The 26,771-nt window shown below is 63.8% G+C and carries 29 protein-coding genes; 4 read left to right on the top strand and 25 right to left on the bottom strand.

Annotated elements, in window-relative coordinates; translation table 11 throughout:
- Window positions 1–36: 36 nt before the first annotated feature.
- The 11 genes from AX703_RS19925 to AX703_RS19875 form a co-directional block, all read right to left on the bottom strand.
- Window positions 37–1,461: an aldehyde dehydrogenase family protein gene (locus tag AX703_RS19925; RefSeq protein WP_062346624.1), complete on the bottom strand. Its 1,425-nt coding sequence runs from the start codon at window positions 1,459–1,461 to the stop codon at window positions 37–39.
- Between the two features lie 45 nt (window positions 1,462–1,506).
- On the bottom strand, window positions 1,507–3,564 hold the full coding sequence (locus tag AX703_RS19920) for a PQQ-dependent dehydrogenase, methanol/ethanol family (protein WP_231735636.1): 2,058 nt from the start codon (window positions 3,562–3,564) through the stop codon (window positions 1,507–1,509).
- A gap of 57 nt (window positions 3,565–3,621) precedes the next feature.
- Complete coding sequence (locus tag AX703_RS19915; protein WP_039331627.1) at window positions 3,622–5,187, bottom strand: AMP-binding protein; 1,566 nt, start codon at window positions 5,185–5,187, stop codon at window positions 3,622–3,624.
- Between the two features lie 3 nt (window positions 5,188–5,190).
- The gene (locus AX703_RS19910; protein WP_062346619.1) at window positions 5,191–5,976 is read right to left on the bottom strand and encodes a glutathione S-transferase family protein; all 786 of its coding nucleotides are present in this window, start codon (window positions 5,974–5,976) and stop codon (window positions 5,191–5,193) included.
- Window positions 5,973–6,743, bottom strand: a complete 771-nt coding sequence (locus tag AX703_RS19905; RefSeq protein WP_039331625.1) for a glutathione S-transferase family protein — start codon at window positions 6,741–6,743, stop codon at window positions 5,973–5,975. Before AX703_RS19905 ends, AX703_RS19910 begins: the two co-directional genes overlap by 4 nt.
- Window positions 6,744–6,998: 255 nt before the next feature.
- A complete protein-coding gene (locus AX703_RS19900; RefSeq protein WP_062346617.1) occupies window positions 6,999–7,367 on the bottom strand; it encodes a twin-arginine translocation signal domain-containing protein in 369 nt (122 codons plus the stop codon).
- Window positions 7,367–7,777, bottom strand: coding sequence for a cytochrome c (locus tag AX703_RS19895; RefSeq protein WP_062346615.1), 411 nt, complete (start codon window positions 7,775–7,777; stop codon window positions 7,367–7,369). Before AX703_RS19895 ends, AX703_RS19900 begins: the two co-directional genes overlap by 1 nt.
- The gene (locus AX703_RS19890) at window positions 7,774–9,366 is read right to left on the bottom strand and encodes an FAD-binding oxidoreductase (protein ID WP_039331623.1); all 1,593 of its coding nucleotides are present in this window, start codon (window positions 9,364–9,366) and stop codon (window positions 7,774–7,776) included. Before AX703_RS19890 ends, AX703_RS19895 begins: the two co-directional genes overlap by 4 nt.
- 73 nt (window positions 9,367–9,439) lie before the next feature.
- On the bottom strand, window positions 9,440–9,937 hold the full coding sequence (locus AX703_RS19885; RefSeq protein ID WP_062346612.1) for a DUF3237 domain-containing protein: 498 nt from the start codon (window positions 9,935–9,937) through the stop codon (window positions 9,440–9,442).
- Window positions 9,938–9,945: 8 nt separating this feature from the next.
- Entirely contained in the window at window positions 9,946–12,126 is a 2,181-nt protein-coding gene (locus AX703_RS19880; RefSeq protein ID WP_062346685.1) for a PQQ-dependent dehydrogenase, methanol/ethanol family, read from the bottom strand.
- Window positions 12,126–12,983, bottom strand: a complete 858-nt coding sequence (locus AX703_RS19875; protein ID WP_039331621.1) for a hypothetical protein — start codon at window positions 12,981–12,983, stop codon at window positions 12,126–12,128. The genes AX703_RS19880 and AX703_RS19875 overlap by 1 nt, the downstream gene beginning before the upstream one ends.
- A gap of 89 nt (window positions 12,984–13,072) precedes the next feature.
- Here AX703_RS19875 and AX703_RS19870 point away from each other — a divergent pair, with 89 nt between their 5' ends.
- Genes AX703_RS19870 through AX703_RS19860 form a run of 3 tightly spaced genes read left to right on the top strand, consistent with a single transcriptional unit; the run spans window position 13,073 to window position 14,673 of the window.
- Window positions 13,073–13,462: a nuclear transport factor 2 family protein gene (locus tag AX703_RS19870; protein ID WP_062346609.1), complete on the top strand. Its 390-nt coding sequence runs from the start codon at window positions 13,073–13,075 to the stop codon at window positions 13,460–13,462.
- 13 nt (window positions 13,463–13,475) lie between these two features.
- Window positions 13,476–13,928 carry a nuclear transport factor 2 family protein gene (locus AX703_RS19865; protein ID WP_039331618.1) on the top strand — a complete coding sequence of 151 codons (453 nt, stop codon included), beginning with the start codon at window positions 13,476–13,478 and terminating at the stop codon, window positions 13,926–13,928.
- 1 nt (window position 13,929) lies between these two features.
- Window positions 13,930–14,673, top strand: a complete 744-nt coding sequence (locus AX703_RS19860) for an SDR family oxidoreductase (protein ID WP_062346607.1) — start codon at window positions 13,930–13,932, stop codon at window positions 14,671–14,673.
- A gap of 12 nt (window positions 14,674–14,685) precedes the next feature.
- Here AX703_RS19860 and AX703_RS19855 read toward each other — a convergent pair whose 3' ends face one another.
- The 12 genes from AX703_RS19855 to AX703_RS19800 form a co-directional block, all read right to left on the bottom strand.
- The gene (locus tag AX703_RS19855; protein ID WP_039331616.1) at window positions 14,686–14,895 is read right to left on the bottom strand and encodes a hypothetical protein; all 210 of its coding nucleotides are present in this window, start codon (window positions 14,893–14,895) and stop codon (window positions 14,686–14,688) included.
- 112 nt (window positions 14,896–15,007) lie between these two features.
- Window positions 15,008–15,367 (bottom strand): hypothetical protein, encoded by a 360-nt coding sequence (locus tag AX703_RS19850; RefSeq protein WP_039331613.1) that lies wholly within the window; start codon window positions 15,365–15,367, stop codon window positions 15,008–15,010.
- Between the two features lie 44 nt (window positions 15,368–15,411).
- A complete protein-coding gene (locus tag AX703_RS19845; protein WP_052241949.1) occupies window positions 15,412–16,326 on the bottom strand; it encodes a class II glutamine amidotransferase in 915 nt (304 codons plus the stop codon).
- Window positions 16,326–17,288 carry a cyclic nucleotide-binding domain-containing protein gene (locus AX703_RS19840; RefSeq protein WP_062346605.1) on the bottom strand — a complete coding sequence of 321 codons (963 nt, stop codon included), beginning with the start codon at window positions 17,286–17,288 and terminating at the stop codon, window positions 16,326–16,328. Before AX703_RS19840 ends, AX703_RS19845 begins: the two co-directional genes overlap by 1 nt.
- Before the next feature lie 31 nt (window positions 17,289–17,319).
- Entirely contained in the window at window positions 17,320–17,760 is a 441-nt protein-coding gene (locus tag AX703_RS19835; RefSeq protein WP_062346603.1) for an SRPBCC family protein, read from the bottom strand.
- A 17-nt stretch (window positions 17,761–17,777) separates the two neighbouring features.
- Window positions 17,778–18,434, bottom strand: coding sequence for a glutathione S-transferase family protein (locus tag AX703_RS19830; protein ID WP_369821043.1), 657 nt, complete (start codon window positions 18,432–18,434; stop codon window positions 17,778–17,780).
- On the bottom strand, window positions 18,434–18,922 hold the full coding sequence (locus tag AX703_RS19825; protein ID WP_062346598.1) for a VOC family protein: 489 nt from the start codon (window positions 18,920–18,922) through the stop codon (window positions 18,434–18,436). Before AX703_RS19825 ends, AX703_RS19830 begins: the two co-directional genes overlap by 1 nt.
- Window positions 18,919–19,548, bottom strand: coding sequence for a glutathione S-transferase family protein (locus tag AX703_RS19820; protein WP_039331904.1), 630 nt, complete (start codon window positions 19,546–19,548; stop codon window positions 18,919–18,921). Before AX703_RS19820 ends, AX703_RS19825 begins: the two co-directional genes overlap by 4 nt.
- 2 nt (window positions 19,549–19,550) lie before the next feature.
- A complete protein-coding gene (locus AX703_RS19815) occupies window positions 19,551–20,339 on the bottom strand; it encodes a VOC family protein (RefSeq protein WP_082734699.1) in 789 nt (262 codons plus the stop codon).
- A complete protein-coding gene (locus tag AX703_RS19810; protein WP_062346596.1) occupies window positions 20,336–20,701 on the bottom strand; it encodes a DUF1428 domain-containing protein in 366 nt (121 codons plus the stop codon). The genes AX703_RS19815 and AX703_RS19810 overlap by 4 nt, the downstream gene beginning before the upstream one ends.
- 6 nt (window positions 20,702–20,707) lie before the next feature.
- Complete coding sequence (locus AX703_RS19805) at window positions 20,708–21,346, bottom strand: TetR/AcrR family transcriptional regulator (protein WP_231735635.1); 639 nt, start codon at window positions 21,344–21,346, stop codon at window positions 20,708–20,710.
- Window positions 21,347–21,439: 93 nt separating this feature from the next.
- Complete coding sequence (locus tag AX703_RS19800; protein ID WP_062346591.1) at window positions 21,440–22,087, bottom strand: glutathione S-transferase family protein; 648 nt, start codon at window positions 22,085–22,087, stop codon at window positions 21,440–21,442.
- Between the two features lie 79 nt (window positions 22,088–22,166).
- Here AX703_RS19800 and AX703_RS19795 point away from each other — a divergent pair, with 79 nt between their 5' ends.
- Window positions 22,167–23,147, top strand: coding sequence for an AAA family ATPase (locus tag AX703_RS19795; RefSeq protein ID WP_039331597.1), 981 nt, complete (start codon window positions 22,167–22,169; stop codon window positions 23,145–23,147).
- Window positions 23,148–23,170: 23 nt separating this feature from the next.
- Here AX703_RS19795 and AX703_RS19790 read toward each other — a convergent pair whose 3' ends face one another.
- Together AX703_RS19790 and AX703_RS19785 are read right to left on the bottom strand one after the other, a co-directional pair.
- Window positions 23,171–25,543 (bottom strand): bifunctional diguanylate cyclase/phosphodiesterase, encoded by a 2,373-nt coding sequence (locus AX703_RS19790; RefSeq protein ID WP_197423783.1) that lies wholly within the window; start codon window positions 25,541–25,543, stop codon window positions 23,171–23,173.
- Between the two features lie 116 nt (window positions 25,544–25,659).
- Complete coding sequence (locus AX703_RS19785) at window positions 25,660–26,769, bottom strand: zinc-binding dehydrogenase (protein WP_062346587.1); 1,110 nt, start codon at window positions 26,767–26,769, stop codon at window positions 25,660–25,662.
- Window positions 26,770–26,771 lie beyond the last annotated feature (2 nt).

The raw sequence follows: 26,771 nt of genomic DNA, 5'->3' as shown, positions 1-26,771 counted from the left end.
GAAACGACAGGGCTACGCTCGATATTCAGGCGCGGATCAGACCAGCGCGTCCTTCTTGACCGTGATCACCTGGCTGTAGGTGAACTCCTTCAGGCCCTCGATGCCATATTCCGCACCAAAGCCGGACTGCTTGTGTCCGCCGAACGGCGCAAAGGGCGAAAGGTGAAGGAACTCGTTGATCCAAACCGTGCCGGTTTCAAGCTGCTCGGCGATCTTCACGCCGCGTTCGGTGTCCTTGGTCCAGACAGCGCCGGCAAGGCCATATTCCGAATTGTTGGCGCGGGCGATGACTTCGTCGTCGCTGGAGAACTTCATCAGCGGCATGACCGGGCCGAACTGCTCCTCAGCCACGATGCGCGCATCCTCGGGCGGGTTGTCGAGGATCGTGATCGGCACGTAGTAGCCAGAGCCGGAAGGATCGACATCGCCGCCGACGAGGAACTTGTAGCCGTTGTCCTTGGCGTCCTGAATGAGTTCGCAGACACGCTCGAACTGCTTCTTGTTCTGGATGGGGCCGACGCCGGTGCCCTGCTCCGAGCCGTCGCCGACCTTCACGGTCTTGGCGTATTCGGCGATGGCCTTCGACAGGTCGTCGTAGATGTCCTCGTGGATGTAGACGCGCTTGGCGGCCACGCAGATCTGGCCGGCATTGGTGAAGCTCGACCAGAAGAGCTGCTCGGCAACCTTTTCGACGTCGGCATCGGGCAGGACGATCGAAGCGTCGTTGCCGCCCAGTTCCAGCGTGATGCGCTTGAGGTCCTTCGAGGCGCCTTCCATGATGCGCTTGCCGGTTGCGGTCGAGCCGGTGAAGGTGATCTTGTCGATGTCCGGGTGCGAGGTCATCATCGGGCCGAGCGCGTCTTCGCCGGTAATGATGTTAACGACACCAGCCGGCACGATGTCCTTGATCAGTTCGGCGAACTTGAGCGTGGTCAGCGGCGTGAACGGCGAAGGCTTGAGCACGATGGTGCAGCCGGTGAGGATCGCGGGCGCAATCTTCTGGACGGCCATCAGCAGCGGGAAGTTCCATGGCACGATGCCGGCGACGACGCCGACCGGCACGCGGCGCGTGCGGCTCAGGCGGGTGTCGCTATCTTCGTTGATCGTCTCTTCCAGCGTCAGCGTGGACTGGGCGCTGATGATGCCGGCGCAAGCGTGGATCTCGCCCTGCGCCTGATGATGCGGCTTGCCCTGTTCGCTGGTGAGCAGGCGGTACAGCTCATCGAAATTGGCCTCGATCGCCGCCGCCATGTTGCGGATCACGGCACGCCGATCGTCAACCGGGGTCTTCGACCAGGTCTTGAAGGCAGCGCGGGCAGCAGCCACAGCGCGGTCCAGTTCTTCGGCACCACAGGCGGGGACCCGCCCGATGACCTGCTCGTTCGCGGGGTTCACGACTTCAAGCGACTCTGCGGTCGTGACCAGCTCGCCATTGATCAGGTTGGGATAAAGATGCGTCATGAATCTCTCCACTCGTTATGATTGCTATAAGATATAGCATTCTTGTCAGCGCGCTTCCAGAGCCTTGTCCTCGTTGGCGCGCTTGATGAGGTACTGGCGGATGTTGTCTGCATCCTCTGGCCTGAGCGCCGATTTGAACGACACCATGCCGTTGTGCTGCAGCGCGCCGTCTATGACAACCGATCGGATGGCTTCGGGAGCGTTGAGCGCAGCAGAGTGGCGCAGGTCCGGGTTCACACCGCCGGCAACCGCCGCATCGCCATGGCAGACGTTGCAGTAACGACCGTAGAGTTCGCCACCAGCCTTGACCTGTTCCGGCGTGCCGGTGAACGGCGGCGGGTCGAGGACCATCTTGGCCTTCCCGCCGAGCTTGAACACGACGAGGCGGCTGATGTTGCGCTGCTTCTTGGCCTTGTGGGCAAGGACGCCAGTGGCAACGTCCCACACGCCGCCCCAGCCGACCATCACGGCGACATACTGTTCGCCGTCGATCGCATAAGTCATGGGCGCAGCAATGATGCCGCTCTGCGCCGGGAACGACCAGAGCTGCTTGCCCTTGTCGGCGCTATAGGCGACGAAATCGCCGCCTGCAGTGCCCTGGAAGACGAGATTGCCGGCGGTCGAGAGAATGCCACCGTTTGACGGGCTGGGCAGTTCGACCTTCCACGCAGCCTTCTTGGCGACCGGGTCCCAAGCGACGAGCGTGCCGGTGGTTGCGCTCATCGCGGCGGAGCGGGCCTTGGCATCGGCCGGCATTGCAGTGACATAACCATCGAGGCCAGTCTGGAAGCCGATGTCGGTGGCCTTCCAGTCCTTCGCCGCGGCGTAGGGGAATGCGGCGTTGTTGACCGGCAGGTAGAGCAGGCCGGTCTTCGGGCTGAAGCTCTGCGGCTGCCACGAGTGGGCACCCACAGCGCCTGGCAGGCTGACGAATGGCGCGCCCTTTTCGTACCGGGCGGCCGGATTGACTGTCGCCTTGCCTGTGTTGGGATCGATGCCCGTCGCCCAGTTGACCGGTACGAAAGGCGTTGCCGAGATGAACTGGCCGGTCTTGGCATCAAGCACGTAGACATGGCCGTTCTTCGGGGCATGCAGCACGACATGGCGCTGCTGGCCCCCGATGTTCAGGTCCGCCAGAGTGATCTGCTGGGCGGAGTCGAAATCCCAGCGGTCTTCCGGGGTTTCCTGGAAGTGCCAGGCATATTCACCGGTGTCGGCATTTACCGCGACGATCGACGAGGTGTAGAGGCTGTCGCCCTCACGACCGGACGCAGCGGGGTTCCACGGCTCGGCGTTGCCGGTGCCGAACAGGACGAGGTTGGTTGTGGGATCATAGGTGATCGCATCCCACACGGTTCCGCCGCCGCCCAGCTTCCACCATTCGCCAGCCCAGGTCTTGGCGGCGTTTTCCATGGCCTTGTTCTCGAAGCCGTCGGCGGGGTTGCCGGGAACGGTGTGGAACTTCCACACCTCGTTGCCGGTGTTCACGTCATAGGCAGCGATGTAGCCGCGCGCCTTGTACTCCGAACCGCCGCTGCCGATCAGGACCTTGCCCTTCACCACGCGCGGCGCGCCAGTGATGGTATAGTCCTGCTGGTTGGGCACGACGACCTTCGACCAGGCAACCTTGCCGGTCTTCTGATCCAGCGCAACGAGGCGTCCGTCCAGCGTGCCGACGAACACCTTGTCTCCGTAAAGCGCAACACCGCGATTGACCGCATCGCAGCAGGCCCGGACGAGCGTTTCGCGCGGCACTTCGGGATCGTAGGACCATTTGAGCGCCCCGGTCCTGGCATCGAACGCCTTCACCATCGACCATGCGGTCGAGATGTAGAGCGTGCCGTCGTGCATCAGCGGCGTGGCCTCCTGCCCGCGCGCCGTTTCAAGATCATGGAACCATGCAAGGCCAAGCTGTCCGACGTTGCTGTCGTTGACCTGGGTCAGCGGGGAGAAGCGCTGTTCACCATAATCGCGCCCATAGCTCAGCCATTCGCCTTCGGGCACTTGCGCGATCATCGCATCGGTGACGCCTGCGGAAGCGACAGCGACCGTGTCGCCATCACTCTTGATGTTGCACGCTGCCAGCGGCAGCAGTGCGGCCATCAGGCTTAAGACCTTCAAACGCATATGCAGCTCTCTCCCGACTGTCCGTTTTCCGGATCAGTTGACCATACGATCGGCGTTACCCCAATAGGGAACCCGCAGCGCCTTCTTGTCCATCTTGCCCGCAGCAGTGCGCGGAATCGAGTCGATAAACGTGACAGATTTCGGCGCCTTGACCCCGCCGAGGCGATCCTTGGCATAGGCGATGATTTCTGCCTCGGTAATGCCCTCGGCCACGACCACCGCATGGACCTGCTCGCCCCACTTCTCGTGCGGAATGCCGAATACGCAGGCCTCGCGCACTGCTGCCAGTTCTGTCACGGCAGCTTCGACTTCGGCGGTGAACACGTTGAAGCCGCCGGAAACCACCATGTCCTTCTTGCGGTCGACGATGTAGAGGTAGCCGTCCTTGTCGAACTTGCCGACATCACCGGTGTGATGCCAGCCGAACTTGCGGATTTCGGCGGTTTCCTCAGGCTTTTCGAAGTAGGAATGCGTGACCAGCGCGCCGCGCACGCAGATTTCGCCCGCCTCGCCCAGCGGCACCTCCTTGCCATCATCGTCGAGCAGCGCGACCTTGATCGAGCGGGTGGGCTTGCCGCAGGCGGCGAGCTTTTCCGGTGCGGAAGTGGCGAACTTCGCGACGTCCTCGGGCGGGAACCACGCCACGATCATGGGGCATTCGACCTGACCGTAGGACTGGCACATCGCCGGTCCGAACACCTCCACTGCCTGGCGCAGCTTTTCCGGGCTGCAGGGCGAGCCGACGAGGATGAAGATGCGCAAGCTGGAGTAGTCATGATCGCCCAGTTCCGGCGAGGCGAGCAGCTGGTACAGCGCCGTCGGCGGCAGGTACATGTGGGTAACCTTGTACTCCGCAATCGTGCGCAGCACGCGCTCGGCGTCGAAACCGGGCAGGATCACCTGCGTTGCGCCGAGGCTCAGCGTCGAAAGCGCGATCGGGCCAGCAGCGTGCGTGATCGGCGCTGAAACGAGCGCGACCGGGGAGTCGGTGCGGCCGCCCATGCCATCGGCAGCGGTCTCGATCATCGTGCCCCAGCCGAGGTTGGTTACGTTGGCGCCCTTCGAAGGGCCGGTGGTGCCGCCGGTGGGAAAGATGCCGACCATGTCCATCAGGTTGCCGAAGGCATCGATCTCGGGCTCGACAAAATCGGCCTCGCTGACACCGGCCATGAATTCCTCGAGGCTCGGGTCATCGCCCATGCGCTTGTCGAGGCAGACGAAGTGCTGGAGCGTCGGACAGAGGTTCTTGAGCTGCTGTACTTCGTCGGCCTTGGACGAATGATAGACCAGCCACTTCAGGCGCACGTAGTTGATATAGGCCGCGTTGGCGTCGATGGCGTTGCGCGTGTTGACCGGGATCCACTTGCCGTTGGCGCGCCACATCGCCAGCAGGACGACGAGCAGCATGCCATCGTTCGGACCATAGAGACCGAGGCAGTCCTGGTTCTCGAAACCGCCCTTCTGCAGAGCCGCAGCGATGCGTTCGGACAGGGCCTTGGTTTCGGCGAAGGTCAGCTTAAGACCCGTCTCGGTATCGACGATGGCGAGACGCTGTGGATCGCGATCGTGGCCGCGGTCAAAGTAGTCGATGGCGCGCATTGGTTATCCCCAACGATTGATTTCTGGCCCCGGCGCCCAGGCGCGGAGCGGTTCGGAAACGGTCGACCTGGCAAATGCCGCCTTTACGCAGCTCTGCTCGGCCATGCGGGCGAGCCAAGCGGTGGTGAGGGGAGCAGCGGCGAAGGCATCCGGCCGCAGAAGCTGCATCCCGGCCAGCCAGGAATAGGTGACGAGATCGGCGATCGAAAAGCCGCCCATCAGCCATGCACGGCCATCGGCCAGCTGCTTCTCGCAGCGCTCGACGGCGGCGACGATCTTGGTCTCGCTGTCGGCCACTTGCGCGGCATCGACCAAATCATCGTTCAGCGCTTGCCAACGGTTGCGCAGATCGTCCGACACGATGCGCGCTGTCAGCGTTGCGAAATCGTCGGCCGGAATGGCTGCAATGGCATGCTGCGAGGAAGCAAGATTGCCGAGCAACGCTGCTGCAGGGGACAGGCGCTCGGTGATCTGGCGGCACCACATCATCATTTCCCAGCGCGCATAGGCGTCCATCGGCTGCAGCCCGGCCCCGCCCGCGGCCTCGTCAAGATACTGTGCCAGGAACACGGATTCGGTCATCGCCTCACCATCGATGACCAGCACCGGCCCTTCGCCTTCAATGCACAGGTCGAGCGCAACAGGATCGGCAATGCCAGGCAGCGCATGGCGCTCCCCGGCAAGCAGGTCGATGGGGCGGCATTCGATGTCGAGTCCCGATTGCGCCAGAGCGGCAAGCACGGTCAGTGAAGCGCCATTCGGCTCGCCGTGGTAGAGCACCGCGTTCATGCCTCGATCTCCGCCATGATCAGACCATAGCGATTGGCAAGGTCGGTCTTGCCCATCGCCCAAGTCCTCTTGACCGCATCACGCGTATAGACCCGCTTGAGCCAGCGCATGATATTCGGCGTCTTGTCCTTGCCCGCCAGATCTGGCTGCGACAGCGGCAGCGAATAAGTGCTGTTGAAGATGTTGATGTCGGCCAGGCTGTACTCATGCGAGCCGACATAGGGCCGCTTGCCCAGTTCCTCTTCGAGCTTGGCGATGCCCAGACCGACGCGGCGACGGCTCTCGGCCATCTCGCTTTCCGAAAAGTCGCCATTGATTGCCTTGCGCCATGCGACGCGGCGTTCCGGCAGGGGAATGCGCTCGATCGCCGCTGCGAGTTCGGCAGGATCACGCTGGCGCACCATGGGCCCGACGAATACGCTCCACCCGATCATCGAGAAGCTGGGGCCAAGCCACTGGTCCATGAACTTCATCCACCAGCGCACGCGCCAGCGATCACGCGCATCCGAAGGCATGAGGTCCGGCCCGTCGAACCGGTCGTTCACGTATTCCATGATCGCGGTGCTCTCGGTGAGCACGAGACCATTATGGGTCATCGCCGGGATGGTGCCCTGCGGATTGATCGCGAGGTATTCCGGCTTGTGCTGATCGAACTGCAGCATGTCGATGTAATGGCTGGAAAAGGGCACGCCTTTTTCCATCAGCGCCAGCATCGGCTTGCCCGAGTTGGCGTTGGGTTCCCAGTGATAAAGGGTTACCGCGTCCATTCGTTGCCCACTGGTTCCATCATCTCTCTCCTGATTCCGATGCGTGTCAGAATTTGTTAGTAACACATACTAATTGCGCGGGAGCGCGGGTCAAGCCCGCATGGTGTCGAAATACGCTTTGGGGAATAAGACGCGGGTGGGGCAGACGCCCATTTCGAATTTTTCACCAAGTGAAAGCTGACCGCACGTTAAAAGGGGCACGTCCCGACAGGAACGCACCCCTTTTGCAGACTGCTGGCTTTGCGCCGGGACTGTCTAGCGCGCAGTCATCGTCCAGAGGAAAAGATGCGTGCGACCGGAGAGGGGAGCGGCAGCACGAATCTCCTCCGAGAGTCGCAGACCCTGCGCCTCCATGACCCCTCTTAGCGCAGTCCAGTCGCTCCAGCGTGTGAGCCCTGTCACGACTTGCGGGAATTTGATCGCACGCGCAACATCAGCCGCACCCAGAGCAAGGTCGATCGCCCGCTGCGTGTCCTTTGCTGCAGCAAAGGCTGCGGATTCGGGAATGCGGCTGTCGAACACCACCAGCGGCACGGGGCTCGCCATGGCTGCCACCGCAGGCGTTGCGGCGACCGCTCCGGCCAGCGCACTGCCCTTTAGCATCGAGCGGCGTGAGACGCGCATCAGCCTGCCTTCCCGAGGTATTTCGCCACGGCATCAAGCTCGGCATCGGTAAGGTCGACCTTGGTCTGCTGCGGCATGGCACCCTTGCCCATGCGGACCACGGTCTTGACGTAATCGGCAGTAAGATCGGTGCGATTGGCGAGCAGGCCCTTGTCGGGCGAGTTCCCCGCCATGACCTGCTGCTTGGTGAGCAGGTTGGTGCCCATGCCGCCGGTCAGGTGGCAATAGCCGCAGTGCACTTCGAACAGCACCTTGCCATCCCTACCGGGCTTGAGCCTGTCGCCGGTCGGCGCAACCGGTCGCATCTGATACGGCGGCGGGGGGCCGGGCGGCGGCCCCGGAGGCGCGGCAAGAACGGCCGTCGCGGCAAGGCCCAGTGCGCCGACGAAAACGAGCGATGCGCGGTTCATGCCCCGTGACCTCCGGCGTTGCTCCTGCCACGGGCATCGGAATAGGCGGCAGGCCAGATGCCCTGCTTGCCCGGCGCGATGATGCCGTTGGGGTCGAGCGCGTTCTTCACCTTCTCGCCGAAGCGGCGCAGCGCGTGGTTGTTGAAATCGAAGGTTTCCATGACCGGGTCCATCCAGCCGAGGTGGGTGCGGTATTCGGCGTAGCCCGCCTTTGCCGTCTCGGTGATCAGCGCATCGAACAGCTTGCGCATCTTGACGACTTCAGCCGCGTTGTCGCGGTCGTACATCAGCATGTTGACGTTGTTGGCAAAGCGCCCACCGATGGTGAAGCTGGCGTAGAAGTCGACGTCGAAATCAGCGATGATCTTGCGGCTGCGCGCCATCTGATCGAGCACATGCTTGCCGGTTGCCGGGACAACGGGCGAGAAGCCCATGTGCGCCCCGCGTCCGCCGATCCAGTCGGACATCTGCAGCGGCACGGCCGACGGAATGCCCATCGTGGTGTCGACGCCGTGGATATAGTCGCCAGGATGCCACCAGTGTTCTTCCGGAGCGGCGGCCAGGTTGCGCTTCATCGCCGCCTTGACCACTTCGGCCTTGGCCTTGACCACGCTTTCCTCGCCATACAGGCGCAGCGCGACTTGCCAGTAGCCCAGCTTGTGCTCCTTCAGCAGTTCCTCCACACGCCATTCGGGGATGGCCGAGGGCTTGTCCCAGAAGTCCTGACGCTGGCCCTTGAGAACCATCTTGCCCAGCCACGAAGGGATGAACACATTCTGGTCGATCAGGCCCGAGATCTTGAGCGGCGCAATGGTATCAACCACCCAGCCGATGTCCTCGACCTTGGGGATGTCCCACACGATCTCAAGCGAGCTTTCGGGCGCGGGCTGCAGCCAGATGCCGGCCTTGGTCACCACGCCGAGGTTAGACTGCGTGAAGGCGAGGTCGAAGGTCGGCCCGTAGCTCATCGGGAAGAGGTGCCAGGCCGGGTTGTTGCTCATCGCGCCCATCCCGGTGCGGACAAGGTCGCCATCGGGCAGCACTGCCTCGATCCCGCAAAGGTTGCGGGCATGCAGGCCATAGGGCGTGTAGCCGATGCCATGTTCGAGCGCGTTGCCCAAAACCGAGCCCCAGGCATTGCCCGGCACCGACATCCACAGCGGCGCCTTCTCGCGCTGGATATGCTCGTAGAGATCGAAAAAGCCGACGCCCGGTTCGACCACACAATAGGCTAGCTTGGTGTCGAGTTCGAGCACCTTGTTCATGCGGCCAAGGTCGAGCACGACCGTGCCTGGCAGGCGCGGCGCGGCGGTGCCATAACCCAGGTTCTTGCCGCGCGCGACGGGCCAGAGCGGCGTCTTGTGTTGGTTGGCAAGCCGCACGATGGCGCGCACTTCATCGACAGAGGCGGGCGCGACGGCAGCCGAGGCGGGCCACTCCTCGGTGCTGCCGGGAGCATAGGTATCGGCATAGGCGTCGCGGTCGGCGTCGGAGTCCATGACCCATTCCTTGCCGACCACGCCGGCAAAGGCGGTCATCGCCGCCTGGAACTGCTTGGGACTGACGCGCGGGGGCAGGTGCAGCTTCAAGGCGTGGACTCTCCCGTCACTTATTTTCTAACAATTGTTATTGTTTGCAGCACTTGTGATTTGCCGTCAAGCCTCACGTCAGCGCGTAATACTTGACGTAGTTGCCGTCCGGCTTGCGCTCGCCCACGCCGATGAACACATGCCGCGTCAGCCAATCGTGCTTGCCCTTGCTTGTCTCGAAGGTGGGCTGCGCGCGCAGGTAGTATTCGGCATGCGGGACGGGCTCGCCCCCGGCGAAGGCCCAGGCGCGGAGGCGGTCCATCGTCCCCGGCTCACGGCCCCACAGGAAGCCCTTGTTCTGCATGTAGATCAACGTGCCGTCATCGACTTCGAGCACATAGCGTGCATCGAACACGGCGGTGTCGTCCGGGCGGAAGAAGGCATAATCGCCGCCGGAGTTCGGTACTGCCCTGCCCTTGAGCAGCGGCCCCTCGAACTCGCCGTCGTCGACGTACACCGCGCTTCGCATACCGCCAGAAGGCAGGTCGGGCACCATCTGCACACGGGTGAAGCGCAGGCGGCAGGCGAAGGCAAATTCGAGGCGGGGGGTGTCGAGCGTAGAGAAGTCCATGGGGTGCCTCAGTAGTTCGAAAGGATCGTCAGGCTCGGCCCGTCGAGCGGCTTGCCGGCCTTCTGCTTGGCTTGCTCGTCGGCGCGGGTCTTGGCTTGCAGGTCGATCAGGTAGGCGTGGATCGCATCGGCATCACCGGGCGAGAGGATGTCGTCCCAGCGCGGCATCCCGTTCGGCGTCAGCAACCCTTCGAGCACGATCTGCCGGAAAGCCTCGTGCGTACCCGGCTGCATCCGGCGCAGGTCCGGCGTGATCGAGCGCGGCTGGTTGGCATGGCAGATGGCGCAGTTGCCGAAGAACAGCCCCTGCCCCCGGGCAATCGTCGCCGCAGTGACGCCCGGTGCCTGCGCCGGAGCTTCTGGCGCAACTTCCAGCGGTGGCAACAGATCGGGCATCGGCACCTTGCCGCCACCCAGCCTGAACACCAGCAGCCGGTTCATGTTGCCGCGCGTGTAGGCGGCCGAATAGCGCGGAACAAAAGGATAGCCGCCCCCACCCCACCCGGCCATGACTGCGACATACTGCACGCCGCCGACCTCGTAGGTCATCGGCGCGGCCATGATCGGGGTGCCGGTGTCGATTTCCTTGAGCAGCTTGCCCGTCCTTGTCTCCCGCACGAAGAGCTTGCCGGTGACGCCACCGTAGATTGTGAGGCCGGTAGCTGTGGTCAGCACGCCGCCGCGATCCTGCCAGCCTGCGGTGTCGGCAGACCAGACGGTCTTGCCCGTCAGCGGATCGATCGCGCGGATCTGCGCGGTGGCAGGCTGCCTGAGCGCTTCCTGATAGGCCGGAAGCTTGCGCACGGCATCGCCGAACTCGGGCGGAAAGCCCGCCAGCGCCTCTTTCACATCGGGAGTGAAGATCAGCGCGGCATCGTTGTTGAGCCCGCGCGCCTTCAGCGGCTTGGCCCCCGGCGTCATGAAGATGAGGTTGCCCATGTCGAGCACCGCGCCGATGTATAGACCGGTAGCGGGATCGTAGCTGGCCGGATGCCAGTTGCGCGCGCCGGTGGTGGCGGGAAAGACGATCTTGGGGCCGGTGGTGTAGTCCGCCGCTTCGGGATCCAGGATCGGCCGCCCGGATTTGGGGTCGATCCCCTTGGCCCAGTTGGTGCGCACGATCGGATTGGCGCGCAGCAGCTTTCCGTCACGTCGGTCGAGGATGTAGAGATAGCCGTTCTTTGGCGCGTGGAGCACGACCGGGCGGTTCTCGCCATCGATGTCCATGCGCGTGAAGATCATCGGCTGGGTAGCGGTGAAGTCCCAGTTGTCTCCGGGCGTTTCCTGATAGTGCCACTTCATTCGCCCCGTCTTCGGATCGAGCGCGACGAGACTGGCGAGGTAGAGGTTGTCCCCGCCCGAGGGCGAGCGCTTCGACGTGGCGTAAGGCCCGCCGTTGCCGGTGCCGACGAGGACCAGCCCGGTCTCGGGATCGTAGTTGATCGCATCCCACGGCGAACCGCCGCCGCCGATGTCCCAGCGGCTGTTCGGGTCCCATGTCTTCAATGCGGCTTCGAGTTCCGGTGTTTCCTGCGGGCCGAGCTTGGGATCGCGCGGCACCACGTGCCAGCGCCAACGCAGCTTGCCGGTATCGAGATCCAGCGCGGTGACATAGCCGCGCACGTCATATTCGGCGCCACCCATGCCGATGACCACGACATCGCCAGCCACTTCCGGAGCGCCGGTTGAATTGTCGCCTTTGGCGCGATTCTCGATGAAGTCGCTCTTCCACGCAACCGCGCCGGTCCGGGCATCGAGCGCGTACATCCAGCCATCAAGCGAAGCGACAAACACCTTGCCCCGCGCCACAGCGACGCCACGGTTGACCATGTCACAGCAGACCGTGCGGTTGACCTGCATGTCGACTTCTGGCTCGAACCGCCAGAGCGGCTTGCCGGTGGCCGCATCGAAAGCATAGGCGCGGCCTGCAGTGCCTGACGTATAGAGTACGCCATCGACCACGACCGGGGTGGCTTCCTGCCCCCTGAAGGTGTCCAGTTCGGCAGACCACGCGAGGCCCAACTGGCCTACGTTCTGCGCATTGATCGCAGTGAGCCGCGAATGGCGAGTCTTGCCGGAGTCCCCGCCGGGACTGGTCCACTCCCGTCCTGCCCCCTCGGTCAGCGTCGTCGCGCCGCCCAGCGAGCAGGCGGCGAGACCAAGAAAGAGACTGGCGAGGACCTGGCGCATCACAGCGCGTCCCACGGACTGGGCATGCGGTAGGGCACGGTTATGAAGTTCGCTTCGATCTGTTCGATCATGCCATGGTCGATCTTGAACAGTTCGGAGATGTAAAAGCTGTGCGGGCGCAACACCGGACTTTTCACCGTGCGCCCATCGGTCAACTGGAACTCGCGCAGGCGGCCGGAATGATCGATGAAACCGAACGCCAGCACCAGCCCGCGCTCTTCATCCACCAGCGGGAAGCGACGGGCGCGCAAGTCATCGTCGTAGCGATAATTGCCCATGCGGAACTGCTCTTCGCAGCCCAGCGCCGAGACCGGCACGATCTTGGCGAAGTCGGGATTGCGCGTGGTCTGGACCCCGTTTTCCACGCGATTGCAATCGGGGTGGAACTTCGTGTGGATCGTTCCGTCGTTGCGCTGAAGGGTATCGAAGTAGCCGTTCGAAAGGCGCACCATCTCCTCTCGGGACACCGGCTCTTCAGGTTCGCGGTGCAGGATCGGCTTGTCCCAGTAGCGGCAGTTCTCGAACTTGATGCCACTGTCGGACTGGCGGACGATCAGCATCTCGCACTCGGCGATCTGGCCCGCTTCGTTCACGCCGAGGCGCAGGGTGAAGGCCGATTCCTCGATAGGCTCGATCACCGTGCCGAAGTAACCGACCTGTCCCGTCTTCACGTCGGCAAAGCGCAACTGGTAGTCGCCCAGCCGGTCGATCGTGCCCCACACGCCATCGCCGATCTCCAGCATGACGTTGTTCTCGCTATGATGCGCGCCCTGTGCCCAATCCAGCGCATGGGGATCGCGCGTGTTCAACGCGGCAAGGAACCGGTCAAGAACGGCATAAAGCTCGGCGCGGGTCATCGACTCTCCCAGGACTGCATTGAGGCTTTGACGGCCTTCTCAGCTGAAGGCATACTCTACCAATTGTTATAAATAAAGGGGAGAGGCGCATGGCGCGCACAGAGGCGGAACAGGCCAACCACGACCTCGTGCTGGAGATGTACCACAAGGTCCTGATCGCGATGGATAGCAGCGCAGTCGACCGCTACATCGCAGCGGAATACGTCCAGCATTCCTCGTTGGCCGAGCCGACTGTGGAAGCCCTGAAGGGCTTTCTTGACCGCGTGCGGGCCGAATCGCCCGATGCCGTGCAGACCATCCACCGCAGCTTCGTCGATGGCGATCATGTCATCGCGCACACCCACGTGGTGCGCTGGCCGGGCGATCCGGGGCTTGCCGTGGTGGATATCTTCCGGGTGGCGAACGGCATGATCGTCGAGCACTGGGACGTGATTCAGGACGTGCCGGCACAGCCGGTCAACCCCAACAGCATGTTTTGAAGGGAGAAGAACGATGCGCCTCGTAACCGCAGCAATTGCCCTTGCCCTCACCGCCAATGCCGCGCAGGCGGCGGAATGCAAGCTGACCCCGAAGCAGGTGGTCAGCAACTTCATGGACGAGTTCTACATCCAGAAGAAGGTCCGCTCCTCGTTCGAGCGCTGGGTCGATCCCGGTTACATCCAGCACAACCCCTATGCCGCCACCGGCCGGGAAGCCGCGATCGGCTTCCTCGAAAAATTCGTCGCCGAAAACCCCGGCCAGCGCACCACGATCCATCGCATCATCGCCGACGGCAACCTGGTGGCGGTCCACAGTCACGGCTGGATGGAGAACGGTGATGCCGCAGCCAAGCGCGGCTTCGCGGTGGTCGATATCTTCCGTGTCGAAGGCTGCAAGGTGATGGAACACTGGGACGTGCTCTCGCCCGTGCCGGAAGCGTCGGCCAACACCAACACGATGTTCTGAGATGAAGCGCTTCGACAACAAGTGCGTGGCGATTCTCGGCGGCAATGCCGGCATCGGCCTTGCCGCCGCGCGGATGTTCGCTGCCGAGGGCGCCAGGCTTGCCATCACCGGGCGCAATGCCGAGACCTTGCGGGCTGTGGCCGAGGAACTCAGCGCGCTGTGCATCCGCTCGGACATCGGTGACCTTGCCCAGACCCAGGCGGCGTTGGGCGAGATCGAGGACGCACTGGGCGGGATCGACGTGCTGTTCGTCAACGCAGGGGTCGGCGGCTTCGCCATGGTGCCTGATGTCACCCCGGAGTTCTGGGATCAGATCCACACCGTCAACCTGCGCGGGGCGTTCTTCGCGATCCAGAAGGCGCTGCCGCTGATGCGCGACGGCGGGGCCATCGTCATTACCGGTTCGATCGGATCGACCGCGGCTGTGCCGGGCAACGTCGCCTATGCCGCAGCCAAGGCGGGCCTGCGGGCCATGGCGCGCATCGTCGGCAAGGAACTGCTGCCGCGGCGCATCCGCGTAAACATGGTCAGCCCCGGCCCGACCGACACCGAAATCTTCAAGCGCGATGCAAGCCCTGAGGAGATTCAAGGCATGCGCGAAATGCTCTCGTCGGTCGTGCCCCTGGGGCGCATGGGGACCTCGGAAGAAGTGGCGCGCGCAGTGCTGTTCCTAGCCAGTTCCGAGGCCAGCTTCATCAACGGTGTAGACCTCAGCGTCGATGGCGGGTGCATCGAGCTGGGCTGACACTTGGGCTGATTATTGCGTGGGCCCCGCCTCGGCGGCGCCCTTCAGCGTGGCGCCGCTGCGGTCGGGCAGGGTCCAGATGATCAGGTTCACCACCATGATCCCGGCGAGCGTCAGCATCAGCGCAGGCCGCTTGCGTTCGCCCCGGCGGAACAGGAACACAGCCCCGCCGACAAGGGCGATCGCGGCCAGCATCATCAGGGACAGCGCAGCATCAAGCATGCAGGATTCCTTGAATACGGCACCGGCCCGCTCCCCCGGCCCGACCACCCATAGGATACACTGTCGGGTAGTCGGGCCGGGGGAGCGGGCCGGTGCCGCCAATCAGAATGCGTTAGCGACTGAACAGGCCCTTGGCCATACCGGCAAGATCGTCGAGCGGATTGCCGTCGCCGTCCCTGTCGAGGAAGGCGGAAACCTTGCTCAACGCATCGGGATTCTGGCCAAGCGCCGAAGCAAAACTGGCCAGTGCGCCCTCGCCGCCGATGTGGCCTACGATCTCCTGCAGTTTCGAGGCGTCGAGGCCGGAGTTGGCCGCCGCCGTCTCGATCGTGTCGCCCTTCGACTGGTGCCCCGCAGCCAGCGCCGCAATCGCGTTCTCGGCTGTGTCGGGATCGATGCCGACCTTTGCCGCAAGGTTCTTCACATCGACATTGCCGGCCACCTGGCCAAGGATCGAATCGAACAGGCTCATGACGTTTCCCCTTCACTGCTGAGCACAAGCCTATCAGGTGCCGATCAGACTTCCAGAGCGTGAATCTCCGCCCGCCGCCTTGCCCCATCGCGCCGCACCAGCAGCGCCGAATACTCCGGCACTTCGATCCATGTCGCGAAGTCGCGGGTGAGCGGCTCTGAAGCCACGATCACGCTGTCGGCATCGATGGCTCCGCCGATCAGCTTCCACTCGCCTTCGTGAAGGCCATAGTCCCGTCCGCACGTGTACCACATCGAGAGATACTCCGAACTGCCCTGCAGCGCGCCCGCGTCGAAGTGTCCGAAGTCGAAAGTAAAGCGGACAGCGGCAAGATTGGTGCCATCGCAGAACATCAGGTTGGTCGAACTTGACCGCGTGATCCCATGCCGCGCCCTGGCCTCACGCAGCACGCTCAAGGCATGGCGGATCGCGGCGAGGATGGCGTCAGGCTCGTTGATCCCGCCCGGATCAGGCAGGGCCGAGACGACCAGCGCATAGATCCATTCGCTGTCGGTGGAGCCCTGGATCTGCTTGGCAAACTCCGGCCGGATGTGCGGAGCAAGATCGAAGCGCATGTCCCGGAAACCTGCCAAATCGCCGTTGTGCGCCATGGACAGCGGCACGCCATCGAAGCGGAAGGGATGGCAGTTCTGCTCGTTGATCTGGACCGTGGAGTTATAGGGCACGCCGCGAATGTGCGCGAGCAGCGCGGATGAACGCAGCTTGCCGGCAAGCGCCTTGAGATTGCGATCGAACAGCGCGACCTGCGTCGTACGATAACGAAACGGCACGTTCGGTGCGTGGCTTGCTTCGTCCCACGCCGCCATGCCGAAACCTGCCAGGTTAAGCATCTGCAGCATCTGCGCGCCGATCGTCTGATTGAGCAGCGAGGAATCGGGCGCGTAGAGCAGGTCATCGAGCAGGACCGGCGTGCCGAGATAGCTCAGGATGCGGCACATCAGCCCAGTTCTCCGGCATGGTTGAAACGCGCCAAGGACAACGAGCGGCCGAGGTGGCGGTTGGCCTTGCGCTGGTCCTGCACCAGTTGCCGCCCGAATGCTGCGTGGAGCACGGGCAGCCACGGCGGCGCATCGGCTTCCAGCGCGGCAAGCGTCACGGCAGGAAGATGGACAAGCTGTGCCTGTTCCGCCGCCGTCACCAGCAGTGGCTGCGGCCCGCCATCGCTGTGACCGGTCAGGCCGACGAAGCAGCCGGGCCCGAACACGAAGACCTGCTCTGCCATCGCGCCCCGCGGCACCGCTGCGCGCACTGCCCCGCGCAGGACGAGAAAGAGACCGTCCTGTCTGTCCCCTGGAGCAGCCACCGTAGCGCCCCGCCGCGCTTCCAGCAGTGCCCCCGCCTGCACGATATCCCCGATGCCTTTAAGACGCGCAAGGCCATGCGCCAGCACAGCCGCATCGGAGCGCGACGGGCTGGGCCCCGGCCCGGAATGCAACTGCCGCAGCGCGTGCGGATCGAAATGGCCTTCGGCCACGATCCGTTCGAACGTCTGCCGGGTGCGCGCGGCCACGAGGCGGCGCAAGGCGTGTCCGAGCTGCATGGCCCAGCCCGAGCCATCGGCCAGCAGCGCCCGGAAGCGGCGACCGGATACCACCAGCCCGCGGGTGTCCTCCACTGCCCTGACCCGGGCCGAGCGGGGGCCATCGTCAAGCAGGGCAAACTCACCCACGACCTCGCCGGGCCGTATTGCCGAGATCACCGCATTGTCGTCACCCGGAATGCGCGCGGCGATCTCCAGCAGGCCCGCTTCGACAAGGTAGAGTGCATCGGCATGATCGCCTTGCCGAAACAGCACTTCACCTGCGCCAACGGCGAACGGCAAGGCATTGCCCAGCAGTGCTTCCCAAGCCTCGCGATCGAGCCCGGCAAGCTGCGCCGGTGCCTGCGCTCTCTCTCCCATCCACAGAGATTGCGCCTGCCCCGCCTTTACGTCAATCGGCCTCGGCAAGCGCCTGCAATTGGTCGGCACAGGCATTCCAACCCGCTTCGAACCCCATCTCGGCGTGGCTCTGCATCGCCTCCTCGGTCCAGTGCCGGGCGCTGGCAGTGTAGCGCGTGCCATCACCTTCCGGCGCCACTTCCCAGATACCGATCATGAAAGGTCCGGAGGGTTCGAAGTCAGACGTAACCGCATCGGTCGTGATGAATCGCCGGCCTTCTTCCCAGGCAAGGAAAATCCCCTCCTGCGGCATCTCCTCACCATCCGGGCCATGCATGACCATCGCAGACCGACCACCGGGCCGACGTTCCTGCGCGACCATGGTGATGCGCCAAGGTTTGGGACACCACCATTCCTCCTGCCGGTTGGCCAGGACGTCCCAGACTTTGACCGGGCTGGCCGCGATATAGCGGTTGATCGAAAGCTCGTGCATGTCTGTCTCCTTGCCGCTCAATCGCGATCGGGCGCGCCGAGGGGGAAGTAATGCCGGAATCGACGCGCGTCCTCGACGCAGCGCGCCACCGGCGGCAATGCCAGAAGGTGCGCGCGCCAGATCCGGAGGCGTGCGCAGTCATCGGGGATGGGTACCACCCAATCGGCATAAAACAGCGCGGGCGCAGCGGCGCATTCGATCAGGCTGATGGTTGCAGACATCGCATAGCCCGCCAGCCACGCATCGATCCAGCGATAGGCGCGCGTCACTCGCTCCTCGACGCGCCCCTGCACTTCGGCCGAGACGGTTCCGTGCCGGATCGCATCGTCGACACTGTCCTGCATCGCGTTCATCACGTAATTGTCGAACACCCGGTCGATCATGCGCGTCCAGACCGCCTCGTCTGCGTCGGCAGGGAGAAGCGGCGCGGGACCGGGATGGTGAAGCGCAAGATACTCGATGATCGAAGTCGCTTCGAACACCTCGCGCGATCCATCCACCAGCAGCGGAAACTTGCCCAACGGGCTGGCCTGCTGGACCCGGTCATGGGCGGCTGCCTGATCGGGGTTCTCGCCATCGAGACTGTGGGACGTGAACGGCGTGCCATTGGCATAGAGCGCGATCAGCGCCTTCCATGTGTAGGACGAGAAGGGATGGCCGTAGAGCGCGAGCATCAGGCATCACCTCGCGCGGCGGCCTCGATCGTGGCATGATCGATCTTGTGCATGGTCATCATTGCAGAGAAGACCCGCGCCCGAACATCCGGGTCGGAATGAGCCATTCCCTCGGTCAGGACCCGCGGGGTAATCTGCCAGCTCAGGCCCCACTTGTCCTTGCACCAGCCGCAGGCACTTTCCGCACCACCATTGCCGACGATGGCGTTCCAGTAGCGATCGGTCTGCTCCTGCGAATCTGTAGCCACCTGGAACGAGAACGCCTCGCTATGCGGGAACTGCGGCCCGCCATTCAGCCCCATGCAGGGCGTGCCGAGGACCGTGAACTCGACCGTGAGCACGGTGCCGGCGGAGCCGCCGGGGAAGTCGGTCGGCGCGCGATTGATCGACCTGACCTCGCTGTCGGGGAAAGTTGCGGCATAGAAGTTTGCTGCCTCTTCGGCATCGCCATCGTACCACAGGCAAAGGGTGAGCGGAGGGACGGTCACGACTGCATCTCGGCGATCAGTGCGCTATCAATCGCCTTCGCCTCGCCATAGGCCGGCCGCGCTCGCACCCGATCGAGATAGGCCAGGAACTCCGGCCGCTCGGGCAGAGACTTGAAGCCGACGCCCCAATCCACGTGGCTGCCGACATAGACGTCCGCCATCGTGAACCGGTCGCCACAGACATAGGCGTTCTGAGCCAGGTGCCGCGCAAGCGAATCGACCGTGCGATCATAGCTGCCAAAGCCGGCCATGCCTTGCTGCCGTGGGTCCTTTGGATCGAAGCCGAGGCTGCGCGCCGTGACCGCCTGCTCCACTGGCCCAGCCGCAAAGAATGTCCAGCGCAGATAAGCCGCGCGTTCGTGATCCTGCGGCCCCAGAGCGGCCTCCGGGAAGACCTCCGCCAGGTACAGGCAGATCGCGGCGCATTCGGTGACCACGTGATCGCCTTCGTCGGCGTGGTGCACGATCGTCGGCACCTTGCCCATCGGGTTGGCAGCAAGGAAGCCCTCCGGCTTGGCCTGCCAGTCGACCAGCACGGTGTCATAAGTCGCGCCAACTTCGTGCAGTGCCCAGCGTGCGATCTGGCCGCGCGACATCGGGTTCGTGTAGAACGTGAACTTGCTCATCTTCATTCTCCCCTGGGACCGACCACGCCAAACTGCGCACCCTGCGGGTCCTGCGCGATGACGACCCAATCGCCGCCAGGCACTTGATGCGGCTCGGTCAGGATCATGCCGCCGGCCCGGACAATGGCGTCGCGGGCCTGCAGGGCAGACGGAACGCCGAAGTAGACCTGCCAGCCCGGCGTGCGCCCGCCAACAAGCGGCATGATGCCACCCAGCGCCTGGGCGCCAAAGTCGATGAAGGCGTATTCGCCCAGTTCACCCATCGGCATCACGTTGTTGAACTCGAAGCCGAAATGCCGGCCGTAGAAAGCCTTGGCGCCAGCGGGATCGGGCGTGGCCAGATCGTGCCAGCGCACATGCTGCACGCCATCGGCCTTGAACGCGTCGCTTTGGGCGCCCGGTTGGTTTGCGGGCGGGCGCGGCTGCATCAGGTAGAACGGCACGCCTTGCGGGTCGGTGACCATGGCAAAGCTGCCCTCGTCAATATCGGTCCGGGGCATCAGCGCACGGCCGCCATCGGCCTCGATCGCCGATAGCGCTGTGTCGATATCGGCGACGGCAAGATAGGGCACCCACGCCGGATGCGCTCCGCCCTGTCGCATGGCCTCGCTCAATTGCAGCACCCCGCCATTGCCGCCGCCATCGCTGCGCAGGATCATGCGATAGTCGATCGGCGATTGCGGATCGGGCGCGCTGAAGCTCCAGCCCACCACAGCGCCATAGAACTCCGCCGCGCCATCGGCATCGCCGGTCATCAGTTCGTACCAGCAGAACGGAACGGGGCGGCTCACGCCCGCCCTCCCAGATCGAGCAGCGTGGCGAAGCCGCCGGTAATCATCCGCGCCCCGTCGAACGGCATGTCCATCGGCTCGCCGCTTTCGGACATGAGCTTCTCCATCGCGGCGTGGGCCGCATCACGGGTTTGCCGGTCAGGCCATTCCGCCCAGCTGAACACGATTGTCTCGTCGCTCGTGGCTTCGGTGGCGCGGTGGAAATCGGTGCGCTTGCCGTGGGGCACGTCATCTCCCCACGCCTCGACCACCCGCCAGGCTCCGTGCTCGACCAGCATGGCGTCGAACTTGCGGGCGACTGCCTCGTATCTTTCCCGATTGGCGGTCGGTACCGCCAGCACGAACCCGTCTACATAGGACATGGGCCTTTACTCCTCTCCGGTATCCCTCCCGAACAACATCGCGAAGTAGCGTCTCAGGTGCGCCAGTTGCTCTCGCGCCAATTCCGCGGCAGCGTCCTCCGGCTGCGTCTTGGCCAGGACGAACGCGCCCTGGATCACTGCCTGGACATGCCGCGCAAGGCTGGCCCCTGTCGTGCCTGTTACGCCGCACTGTGCCACCGCTGCGTCAAGATCCGCCTCGAGCGCCCTCGCATTTGCCATGATGCTGGCTTCGGCCGCGACGCGAATTGCCGCGCTCGACCGAAACGCCTCCTGCACCAAGGTCCCCGCCACGCACGAGAAGGCCTCGGGCGGCCCGCCAATCAACGCGATCCGCAGATCGATGTAGCCCAGCACCCGATCGACCGGGCCGGGCAGAGCGTGAAAGGGCGCCTCGGCGAAGAACCCGCCAGTGCTCGCCGACCAGTACTCCGCCGCCGCCACCCCAAGCGCTTCCTTGGACGCGAAATGGTGAAAGAACGCACCCTTCGTCACCCCGGCCTCGGCACAAAGCTGATCGACCGAAGTGCCAGCAAAGCCGTTCGATCGGATCAGCTTCACCGCCGCTTCGAGCAGCTTGTCCTTCGCGGTCACTGCCGGAGGTCGAAAGGATCGATTCGGGATCACCCAAGAAGACATACCAACCAGTTGGTATGTCGCAAGCGCAAAGCGATGAAGCGTTTCCGGGAGGACGCAGCACGCCCTCCCGGACCCTTGATGTCACATGGCCATGATGCGCTGCGCTATCGGCTCTTCCTGCGCCGCCACGGCGGCCCACGCCGGACGCGCAGCGACACGGGCATACCACGCCGCCGTCTTGGGCCGCGCGGCTGCGTCGACACCGTGGCCGACATAGGCCAGCGTGCGGAACATCGAGGCGACGGCAATGTCGCCGAGGCTGAAGCTCTCGCCCAGCAGCCAGCCCTCATCAGGCACAGCCGTTTCCAGCCAATCCAGCCAGCGCGGCAGTTCCGCCTCGCCTTGCAGGGCAATCGCCTCGTCGCCACCGGTCTTGATCAGCTTCGGGCCGACGAGGCGGTTGAACAGGATCTTCAGGCCGGACGCGCCCAGCACGGTGTCGGCGAACTCGTCCCAGAACACTGCCTTGCCCCGCAGCCTGGCTTCATCCGGGATCAGCCGCGGCTCGGGATATTGTGCTTCAAGATACACCGCGATCGCGGTCGAATCGGCGAGTTGAAAGCCGTCGTCGTCGATCGCCGGGATCTTGCCCAAGGGGCTGCAGGCAAGGAACTCAGGATCGCTGCTGCCCGGCCCGCCCCGAGCGAGTTCGAAGGAAATGCCCTTTTCCGTAAGGACAACCGCCACCTTTCGCACGAACGGCGAAAGCATCGCGCCGTAGAGCTTCATCGAAATTCTCCCATTCTAACGGACAGGTTCCGTGAAACCTTATTGCAGCGCCGCGCCCGCCCGTATAGGCGAGGCAGCGATGAGCGAACTTCCGAACAGCCACGCGACGACGCTGCTCGCCGCGCCCGACACCGAAATCGATGTCCGCGAGACCTTCGGCATCGACATCGACATGAAGGTCCCCGCGTTCAGCCGCGCCGATGAGCGCGTGCCCGATCGCGATGAAACCTACGTGTTCGATCCGGACACCACGCTGGCGATCCTTGCGGGCTTTGCCTACAACCGCCGCGTGATGGTGCAGGGCTATCACGGCACCGGCAAGTCGACTCACATCGAACAGGTTGCAGCCCGCCTCAACTGGCCGTGCATCCGCATCAACCTCGATGCGCACATCAGCCGCATCGACCTCGTCGGCCGCGATGCCATCGTGCTGCGTGATGGCCTTCAGGTCACCGAATTCCGCGAAGGCCTGCTGCCTTGGGCGCTGCAGACGCCCACCGCGCTTGTCTTCGACGAGTATGACGCCGGCCGGCCGGACGTGATGTTCGTGATCCAGCGCGTACTCGAAACCGAAGGCAAGCTCACGCTGCTCGATCAGAACCGCGTGATCCGCCCGAACAAGCATTTCCGCCTGTTTGCCACGGCCAACACGGTGGGCCTTGGCGACACTTCGGGTCTATATCACGGTACGCAGGCGATCAACCAGGGGCAGATGGACCGCTGGAACCTCGTCGTCGCGCTGAACTATCTGCCCGATGCGACCGAGGTGGAGATCGTCAGCAAGAAGGTGCCCGATCTCAATCCGCAGGTCGTGGCCGACATGGTGCGCGTTGCGAACCTGACCCGTCAGGGCTTCATCAACGGCGATATCTCGACCGTGATGAGCCCGCGCACGGTGATCAGCTGGGCGCAGAACAGCCAGATCTTCAACGATGTCGGCTTTTCGTTCCGCCTCTCGTTCCTCAACAAGTGCGACGAGACCGAGCGCGTGCTGGTGGCCGAATACTACCAGCGCGTTTTCGGCAAGGACCTCCCCGAAAGCGTTGCCCACCGCGGCTGAAGCGGGTGACGGCTGCGGCGGGCTCAGGCCCGCCGGGCCTCCTGATCCACCCGGCAATCCTCAAGCTTCAGCTCCGGCAGCCTCGGCATTGCGCCAGCGGCCTCAAGCTTTTGCCGAGCAAACCGGCGGCTGATCGGCAGGTCTTCCGCGGGTATCGCCTTGCTGATCAGATAGCCTTGCACCTGCTCGCACCCCAGCGCCCGCAGGCTCGCAAGCTGCTCCTCGGATTCCACGCCCTCGGCAATGGTCTGCATGTTCAGCTTGCTGGCCAGATCCAGCACTGCCTCGATGATCGCACTGCTTTCACTGCCTGCGTTGAGTTCACTGATGAAGCAGCGGTCAATCTTGATCTTGTCGAACGGGAAACTGCGCAAATAGTTCAGCGATGAATAGCCCGTCCCGAAGTCATCGAGCGCGATGCGCACGCCGAGTGCGTGCAGACGTTCCAGTTGCTGCAGATGATCGTCACACTCCTGCATCAGCATCGTTTCGGTAATCTCGAGCTCCAGTCTGTGCGGATCGAAGCCGCTCGCCGAAAGTGCAGCGATCACCTGTTTGAGCAGAGTGAAGTCCGCCATCTGTGCGGGAGAGACGTTGACCGCCACGGTCATGTCCGAAGGCCAGGTGGCCGCCTCTGCCAGCGCCTCGCGCAGAACCCATTCGCCAAGGGCCACGATGAGGCCGGTGTGCTCGGCAATGGGTATGAACACGTCTGGCGGGATCAAGCCCCGTTCAGGGTGCCGCCAGCGCAGCAGTGCTTCGAACCCGGCAATGCGGTCGCTCGCGAGCTCATGCAAAGGCTGGTAGTGAAGCTCGAACTCGCCATTGGCCAATGCGCTGCGCAAATCCAGCTCAAGCCGGCCGCGCTCCTGCTTCAGCTCCTCCATCGCCGGGTCGTACACGATAGCTGACCCTCGGCCACGTGACTTGGCCTCGTAAAGCGCTAGGTCCGCGCTGCGCAGCAAAGTCTCGGACGTGGCCCCGTGTTCGGGCGCAATCGCGATGCCGATGCTAGCTCCGATCCGCACCGTCCGGCGTTCGATCTCCATTGGCTGGCTGATCGCTTCGACTATCGCGCGGCCGACCTCGCGCAGATCGTCCACGGTATCGAAATCGTCGACGATGCAGGCGAACTCGTCCCCGCCCAAGCGGGCAACGAAGCCTTGTCCTCCCAGCGCCGACTTGATCCGCCATGCCGCCTCGACCAGCACGCTGTCGCCAAACTGATGGCCGAGCGTATCGTTGACCGCCTTGAAGTGATCGAGATCGACGTAAAATACGGCGAAAGGATTGTCAGCAACGACGCCGTCGAGCGCCGCCTCCAGCCTTGCCTGGAAGTTGTGCCGGTTGGGCAGGACGGTCAGGCTGTCATGGTCCGCCAGGAACCTCACCTGGCTTTCGGCAGTGTAGCGATCAGTCACATCCCGAACGAATAGACGGAAGCCGCTATGACGAAGCTCCTCGTAAAGCGGATTGCCCGTAACCGACCACCAATGCAGGTCCCCCTCGATCACGATCGGGACTACCATGTCATGGAACGGCTTCAGCTTCCGTGCCGCCTCACGCAATGCCTCGGTCTCCGGCCCTGCAACGAGCAGGTTGACCAGCTTCACGCCTTCAAGATCGGCCGCATCGCGCCCCAGGGCCGTGCACAATCGTTCAGACGGCAGCGCGACATTTCCGCTGGCGTCGGTCTCGAGCATCCAGTCGCTGGCATGGGTCTCGTACGCAGTGAGCAGGCCCTGTATCGTCTCGCCCGCGGCCTTCAGCCGCCGCGTCCGCAGGATACGCGTAGCGAACATGTAGTGCAGGTTGAACAGCATCACGTGCAGGGCGATCAGCTGCAGGCCCATGACAGGCACGATCAGTTCCCCGCGCAAGTCGGACCGGAACAGCAGCGCCAAGGTCATCAGTCCCAGCGAGATCGTCTGGGAAATGATCCCCGCCACCGGGATCGTGAACTGCAACAGCAGTTCAAGTTGGGCCAGCACCAGAACGTAGATGATCAGCGCCCCGATCCGCTCGCTCGGCACGGCGATGATGCAGCAGGCGGTAAACGCGGCAAGGAATATGGCCCTCAGCCAGATGCCCTTGGCCCATATTTCGACCATCTCCGATGGCTTGTACTGCCCGCTGCTTTCCTTTCGGCGCAGTTCGGTCAGGCCGACGCGCATCTGGGCCAGCAGCAGCACGGCACCGACATAGAAATGCCAGGTCAGGCCGGGCGCGCATATCGCCAGCATCAGCGCCATGCGCAGCGCCTCGAACAGGTTGCCGCTCAGGGAATTGATGTATTCGAGCTTGCGCCGGGCGAACCATTCGACCTCACCAGGTTCAATATCATAGTGCAACAGATGCAGCAGCGAGCCTGGCCGCTTGAGCAGCCAGAGCTTCAACCTTTCCAGCCTTCCACTGCTCGCGGTCCCGTCCATCCCTGCCGGATAGGACAACACGTGTTCAGGATTGCTGGTGCACCAGTTATGTAGGCTTACGCAGTCGGACGTTTACCGCGTCACGGCGTGATCAGGTATTTCTCGCCAGTGCGCCGCGCATTGTATTCCAGCGCGGCCTCCTTCGTCAGCGCCTGATCCAGCGTGACGCGCGCCTTGTAGCTGCTCGCAAATGTCGTGGTAAGTTCTGCCATCACGCGGCGGCGCATCTTTTCGACGACTTCGGCACCCAGCTTGCCCATCCATGGCGTCAGCAGCCAGCCGGAGACATCCCACGAAAATCCGAAGTTGCGGGTCAGCACCGTCGGCGAAAGATCGAGCGCGCCGTAGATGAAAGCGTGCTTGGGGCTGTTCGAGCCATAACGGCTGTAAGCCGCGCCCGAATTGGCGACCTGCTCCATCACCGTCATGATCTGGCTGACGAGCTTGCCGCCGCCGATTGCATCGAATGCCATCGTCGCCTTCGTTGCGCCGATCGCGGCAGCGAGGTCGTCAAGAAATGTTGCCTTCGAACTGTCGACGACATGCTCGGCACCGATCCCTTTCAGGATCGCCACCTGCGCATCGTTGCGCACGATGTTGACCAGTGGAATGCCGTCAGCCTGGCAGATCTTCACCAGCATCTGCCCCAGGTTCGAAGCTGCGGCCGTATGCACCAGAGCGTTGTGCCCAAGGTGGCGCATCGTCTCGGTGAAGCTCAAGGCGGTCAGCGGATTGACGAAGGCTGAAGCGCCCTGCTCCGCCGTCACGCCCTCAGGAAGTTCAAGGCACATCGCCGCATCGGCCACGGCCAGCGTCGCATACATGCCGCCGGGGAAGCAGGTCACGCGCTTGCCGAGCAGCGCTTGCGCTTCCGGAGCGTCGCCGGCTGCGACCACCGTCCCCGCACCTTCGTTGCCCACAGGCATGGCTGCGCCGTGGCGCGCGGCCATCGCGCGGACGGCAGGATCGGGCATCTTCGCCACAATCCTGCCGGGCGAGAACTCCGCCTTTTCGATATCTGCCGGGCCGAACAGCAGACCAAGGTCCGAGGGATTGATCGGCGTCGCTTCCACGCGGATCACCACCTGCCGCCCCTCGGGCGCAGGCAGGGTAAAGTCTTCAAGGCTGACGGTCAGGGTGCCGTCGGGATCGAGCTGCGAGACGATGCGCTGGCCTTGAAGATCGGTCATTT

Source organism: Novosphingobium sp. CCH12-A3, assembly GCF_001556015.1.
Taxonomy (GTDB): domain Bacteria; phylum Pseudomonadota; class Alphaproteobacteria; order Sphingomonadales; family Sphingomonadaceae; genus Novosphingobium; species Novosphingobium subterraneum.
This window is presented reverse-complemented; position numbering and strand designations above follow the sequence as displayed.

Coding starts and splice junctions, on each gene's coding strand:
- AX703_RS19925 (WP_062346624.1), bottom strand. CDS start 1,461: ATGACGCATCTTTATCCCAACCTGATCAATGGCGAGCTGGTCACGACC.
- AX703_RS19920 (WP_231735636.1), bottom strand. CDS start 3,564: ATGGCCGCACTGCTGCCGCTGGCAGCGTGCAACATCAAGAGTGATGGC.
- AX703_RS19915 (WP_039331627.1), bottom strand. CDS start 5,187: ATGCGCGCCATCGACTACTTTGACCGCGGCCACGATCGCGATCCACAG.
- AX703_RS19910 (WP_062346619.1), bottom strand. CDS start 5,976: ATGAACGCGGTGCTCTACCACGGCGAGCCGAATGGCGCTTCACTGACC.
- AX703_RS19905 (WP_039331625.1), bottom strand. CDS start 6,743: ATGGACGCGGTAACCCTTTATCACTGGGAACCCAACGCCAACTCGGGC.
- AX703_RS19900 (WP_062346617.1), bottom strand. CDS start 7,367: ATGCGCGTCTCACGCCGCTCGATGCTAAAGGGCAGTGCGCTGGCCGGA.
- AX703_RS19895 (WP_062346615.1), bottom strand. CDS start 7,777: ATGAACCGCGCATCGCTCGTTTTCGTCGGCGCACTGGGCCTTGCCGCG.
- AX703_RS19885 (WP_062346612.1), bottom strand. CDS start 9,937: ATGGACTTCTCTACGCTCGACACCCCCCGCCTCGAATTTGCCTTCGCC.
- AX703_RS19880 (WP_062346685.1), bottom strand. CDS start 12,126: ATGCGCCAGGTCCTCGCCAGTCTCTTTCTTGGTCTCGCCGCCTGCTCG.
- AX703_RS19875 (WP_039331621.1), bottom strand. CDS start 12,983: ATGACCCGCGCCGAGCTTTATGCCGTTCTTGACCGGTTCCTTGCCGCG.
- AX703_RS19870 (WP_062346609.1), top strand. CDS start 13,073: ATGGCGCGCACAGAGGCGGAACAGGCCAACCACGACCTCGTGCTGGAG.
- AX703_RS19865 (WP_039331618.1), top strand. CDS start 13,476: ATGCGCCTCGTAACCGCAGCAATTGCCCTTGCCCTCACCGCCAATGCC.
- AX703_RS19860 (WP_062346607.1), top strand. CDS start 13,930: ATGAAGCGCTTCGACAACAAGTGCGTGGCGATTCTCGGCGGCAATGCC.
- AX703_RS19855 (WP_039331616.1), bottom strand. CDS start 14,895: ATGCTTGATGCTGCGCTGTCCCTGATGATGCTGGCCGCGATCGCCCTT.
- AX703_RS19850 (WP_039331613.1), bottom strand. CDS start 15,367: ATGAGCCTGTTCGATTCGATCCTTGGCCAGGTGGCCGGCAATGTCGAT.
- AX703_RS19845 (WP_052241949.1), bottom strand. CDS start 16,326: ATGTGCCGCATCCTGAGCTATCTCGGCACGCCGGTCCTGCTCGATGAC.
- AX703_RS19840 (WP_062346605.1), bottom strand. CDS start 17,288: ATGGGAGAGAGAGCGCAGGCACCGGCGCAGCTTGCCGGGCTCGATCGC.
- AX703_RS19835 (WP_062346603.1), bottom strand. CDS start 17,760: ATGCACGAGCTTTCGATCAACCGCTATATCGCGGCCAGCCCGGTCAAA.
- AX703_RS19830 (WP_369821043.1), bottom strand. CDS start 18,434: ATGCTCGCGCTCTACGGCCATCCCTTCTCGTCCTACACATGGAAGGCG.
- AX703_RS19820 (WP_039331904.1), bottom strand. CDS start 19,548: ATGAGCAAGTTCACGTTCTACACGAACCCGATGTCGCGCGGCCAGATC.
- AX703_RS19810 (WP_062346596.1), bottom strand. CDS start 20,701: ATGTCCTATGTAGACGGGTTCGTGCTGGCGGTACCGACCGCCAATCGG.
- AX703_RS19800 (WP_062346591.1), bottom strand. CDS start 22,087: ATGAAGCTCTACGGCGCGATGCTTTCGCCGTTCGTGCGAAAGGTGGCG.
- AX703_RS19795 (WP_039331597.1), top strand. CDS start 22,167: ATGAGCGAACTTCCGAACAGCCACGCGACGACGCTGCTCGCCGCGCCC.
- AX703_RS19785 (WP_062346587.1), bottom strand. CDS start 26,769: ATGACCGATCTTCAAGGCCAGCGCATCGTCTCGCAGCTCGATCCCGAC.